The following is a 4180-nucleotide window of genomic DNA, read 5'->3' on the forward strand; positions in this document are numbered from 1 at the left end:
AGCTCACCGGGAGCACCGCCCGCAGCGGTGTCGGCGTGGGCGGCCCAGACCTTGATCGCCTCACCCGCCAGCGCGGTGGCCGCACCCGGAAACGGGTTGAACGCGCGCACCCGCCGCGCCAGAAGTTCGGCGGGTGCGGTCCAGTCGAGTGCGGCCTCGGCCTTGTCGATCTTGTGCGCGTAAGTCACACCCACAGTGGGCTGTTTCTGCGCGGTCAGACCTCCGCAGGCCGCGATCTCCAGCGCTTCGACGATGAGCCGGCCGCCGAGTACGGCCAGGCGGTCGTGCAGGCTGCCCGTGGTGTCTTCCGCGCGGATCGGCAGGCGTTCGGTGAGCAGCATGTCGCCGGTGTCCAACCCGGCGTCCATCTGCATGATGGTCACGCCGGTCTCAAGGTCGCCGGCCTCGATGGCGCGGTGGATGGGTGCCGCGCCACGCCAGCGCGGCAAGAGGGATGCATGGATGTTGAGACATCCCAAACGCGGCACATCGAGCACCCATTGCGGCAGGATCAGGCCGTAGGCCGCCACCACCATCACATCGGCCTGCGCGGCTTCAATCGCCGCACCAGCGGCGGCGGCGTCCTCGGGGTATTTGCCGTCCAATCGCAGGCTGCGCGGTTGCGCCACGGTGGTGTGGTGTTGCTGCGCCAGCTGTTTCACGGGTGAGGCCTGCAGCTTCATGCCGCGGCCGGCTGGGCGGTCGGGCTGGGTGAGCACCAGCGGCACCTGGAAACCGGCGGTCAGCAAACGGGCCAGCGCCACGCTCGCGAATTCCGGCGTGCCGGCAAAGATGAGTTTCATGGGCGAAGGACGAGACCGGACAAAGGCCTCAAGCCTTCATCGCCTCCCGCTGGGCCTTGGCCATCTTGGACTTGATGCGCGTGCGCTTGAGCGGAGAGAGGTACTCCACGAACACCTTGCCCATCAGGTGGTCCATTTCGTGCTGGATGCACACGGCCAGCATGCCGTCGGCTTCGATCGTGCGCTCACTGCCGTCCAGGTCTTGCGCCCGCACGCGCACAGCCAGCGAACGCTCCACGCCATCGTAGATACCGGGCACCGAGAGGCAGCCCTCTTCGCCTTTGCGTGTCTCGGGGCTGGCCCATTCGATCACCGGGTTGACCAACACCATGGGCTGGTCGCGCGTCTCGCTCACGTCGATCACGATCAGACGCTCATGCACATCCACCTGCGTGGCGGCCAGACCAATGCCGTGGGCGTCGTACATGGTGTCGAGCATCTGCTGGCTGAGCGCGCGGATGCGATCGTCCACCGCCTTCACCGGGCGGGCCACGGTGTGCAAGCGGGGATCGGGATAACAAAGGATGGGCAGCAGGGACGGCTGGGTCATGGAAAAAGGGGCAAACGAGGAGCTGGGACGCGACCGTGCAATGTACCCGGGCGACGGCTGGCGGCAAGCCGGGGACGAGCGGAATGCAGTCTCGACATTTTCGCCACTTTTGCCACGGCGCGTGAAAGCCCCCCGCCATAAACATTGCCTAATCAAAGGCTTGGGCGCAAAATCAAATGCGATTTGTCAAGACACGAGCGCCACCGGGGGGCAGCTGTCGTTTCCCGGAAATGTCTCCAGGAAGTGCCCGCTGACAACCGGCCACCGCCGCCCCAGGGGCCACCACATGCCATTGAAAAAACGCTTGCCTGCCGATGTCCAGTTCACGCGCCCCACGAGCCCGCTGCGGCCGGTGGTTTGCGCGTTTGCCCTGATCGCTGCCGCTCTGGCAGGTTCCGTCTCGGCGCAAGACTTCCCCATCACACCCGGCCAGCGCGCCACCGCCAACCAGGTGGCCCAGACCGGTGTACCGCTGTCGGAGCTGGCGCCCAACGCGCCCGACAGCTACACCATCAAGCGCGGAGACACCTTGTGGGCGATTTCCGGCATCTTCCTCAAGACGCCGTGGCGCTGGCCCGAACTCTGGGGCATGAACCTGGACGACATCAAGAACCCGCACCGGATCTATCCGGGACAGGTGCTGTACCTCGACAAATCCAACGGCCGCGCCCGCCTGAGCACGCGAGCGCCCGGCGGCGGTGACACCGAGACCGTGCGTGTTTCACCGCGCACCCGCTTTGAGAGCCTGGGCGACTCGGCGATTCCGCCGGTCAACCTGCAGGCCATCGAATCCTTCCTGACCGAGCCGCTGATCGTCGACGAGGCCACCTTCTCGCGTGCACCGCGCATCGTGGCCACGCAGGAAAACCGCGTGCTGCTTAGCCGCGGAGACCGCGCCTACGCCCGCGCCCAGTACATCGACGGACCGCTGAGCGAACCTCTTGCGGTGGTTGACGGCCGCTCCAGCCAGTACCGCGTTTTCCGCAACGCCACGCCCCTGCGCGACCCCGGCACCAACCAGATCCTGGGCTATGAGGCCCAGTACGTGGGCAAGGCGAGTGTGGTCACGAGCGAAGCCACCCGCAATGCTGTCGGCCCCAACGGCCAGACTGTGACCGAACTGGTGCCGGCCACCATCGACATCGTGGCGGCCAAGGAAGAAATGCGCATCGGTGACCGGCTGCTGCCCGAGCCGCCGCGCGAGTTGACCAACTTTGTGCCGCGAGCGCCGCAAGGTATCCACACCGGCCAGATCGTCTCGGTCTACGGCAATGCAGTGAACTTTGCCGGCCAGAACCAGGTGGTCACGATCAACCGCGGCACGGAACACGGCATCGAGCGCGGTCATGTGCTGGCGCTGCAACGCGAAAGCAACCTCGTGACCGACAGCACCGACACCGCACGGCCCCAGCTGCGCCTGCCGGGTGAACGCAACGGTCTCATGATGGTGTTCCGCACCTTCGACAAGGTGTCTTACGCGCTGATCCTGCAGGTGACCGACAGCGTCAAGGTCGGCGACCGCTTCGTCAACCCATAACCCGCGATGCAGCGGCAGGAGTTGGCCGCCTGGGTGCGGCTGCTGCTCACGCCCGGCGTGGGCAAGGAGACCGCCCGCAAGCTGCTGGCCGCGTTCGGCCTGCCCGAAGCCATCTTTGCGCAACGGCTGGCCGCCCTGCAAACCGTGGTGGGTTCCAAAACGGCGCTGGCCCTGCAAGAGGCTCCCGACGATCTGGACGCCCGGGTGGAACAGGTGTTCACCTGGCTGGCCGGGGGCGCCAACCGCCATGTGCTGACCCTGGCCGACCCGCGCTTTCCGCCCGACCTGCTGCAGTTGGCAGACCCGCCGGTGCTGCTGTACGTGATGGGCGATCTGGACGTGCTCTCCCATCCGCGCCGCCTGGCCATGGTCGGCAGCCGCAACCCCACACCGCAAGGCGAAGCCAATGCCCACCAGTTCGCCCGGGCGCTGGGTCAGGCCGGCGTGTGTGTGGTCTCGGGCTTGGCGCTGGGTGTGGATGGCGCGGCCCACACGGGTGCGCTCGAAGGCGGCGCACCCACCATCGCAGTGGTGGGCACCGGGCTGGACCGCGTCTACCCCCGGCGCCACCTCTCGCTGGCGCACCGCATCGCCGTGCACGGCGCCATCGTCAGCGAATACCCGCTGGGCACGCCGCCGCTGCAAGCCAACTTTCCGCAACGCAACCGCCTGATCGCTGGCCTCTCACAAGGCACGCTGGTGGTGGAAGCCACGCTGCAGTCGGGCTCTCTGATCACGGCACGCATGGCGGCCGAACAGGGGCGCGAGGTGTTCGCCATTCCGGGTTCGATCCACGCGCCGCAGTCGCGTGGCTGCCATGCGCTCATTCGCCAGGGCGCCAAGCTGGTCGAGTCCGCGCAGGACATTCTGGAAGACCTGCGCCTGGTGGAGCCGCGCACGCCCGATGCCTCGGTGGAAGAACTCTTTGAGGGAGAAGACCCGGACGCGCTGCTCAAAGCCATGGGCTTCGAACCCGTGAGCCTGGACGCCCTGCAGGCGCGCACCGGCCTGGACACCGCCCACCTGCAGGCCCGCTTGCTCGAACTGGAACTCGACGGTGCTGTTGGCCGCTTGCCTGGCGGCCTTTTCCAGCGCCTGAGCCAGGCCTGAAACTCAGGCGTCCCGCACGTGCGGGTTGTGCCGGCGCTCGGCGCCGAAGCTGCTCTCGGGACCGTGCCCCGGAATGAACACGGTGTCATCGCCCATGGGCCACAGGCGTTCCTTGATGCTGCTGATCAACTGCGCGTGGTTGCCTTGCGGGAAGTCGGTGCGGCCGATGCTGCCGGCAAA

4 protein-coding genes are annotated in these 4180 nt (G+C 67.1%); 2 read left to right on the forward strand and 2 right to left on the reverse strand.

All coding sequences use genetic code 11. From position 1 onward, the window contains the following. Both fmt and def read right to left on the reverse strand, forming a co-directional pair. On the reverse strand, positions 1-803 hold an 803-nt coding region (gene fmt / locus Q0C59_RS13185; RefSeq protein WP_291216266.1), incomplete at its 3' end, for a methionyl-tRNA formyltransferase. A 28-nt stretch (positions 804-831) separates the two neighbouring features. Next, positions 832-1353: a peptide deformylase gene (gene def, locus Q0C59_RS13190; protein WP_291216267.1), complete on the reverse strand. Its 522-nt coding sequence runs from the start codon at positions 1351-1353 to the stop codon at positions 832-834. Positions 1354-1639: 286 nt separating this feature from the next. Between def and Q0C59_RS13195 the strand changes: the two genes are divergently transcribed. Then, entirely contained in the window at positions 1640-2890 is a 1251-nt protein-coding gene (locus Q0C59_RS13195) for a LysM peptidoglycan-binding domain-containing protein (protein WP_291216268.1), read from the forward strand. Between the two features lie 6 nt (positions 2891-2896). Further along, a complete protein-coding gene (gene dprA / locus Q0C59_RS13200) occupies positions 2897-4000 on the forward strand; it encodes a DNA-processing protein DprA (protein WP_291216270.1) in 1104 nt (367 codons plus the stop codon). Positions 4001-4180 lie beyond the last annotated feature (180 nt).

The organism is Hydrogenophaga sp. (genome assembly GCF_022844385.1).
Taxonomy (GTDB): domain Bacteria; phylum Pseudomonadota; class Gammaproteobacteria; order Burkholderiales; family Burkholderiaceae_C; genus Hydrogenophaga.

Coding starts and splice junctions, on each gene's coding strand:
- Q0C59_RS13195 (WP_291216268.1), top strand. CDS start 1,640: ATGCCATTGAAAAAACGCTTGCCTGCCGATGTCCAGTTCACGCGCCCC.
- dprA (WP_291216270.1), top strand. CDS start 2,897: ATGCAGCGGCAGGAGTTGGCCGCCTGGGTGCGGCTGCTGCTCACGCCC.
- def (WP_291216267.1), bottom strand. CDS start 1,353: ATGACCCAGCCGTCCCTGCTGCCCATCCTTTGTTATCCCGATCCCCGC.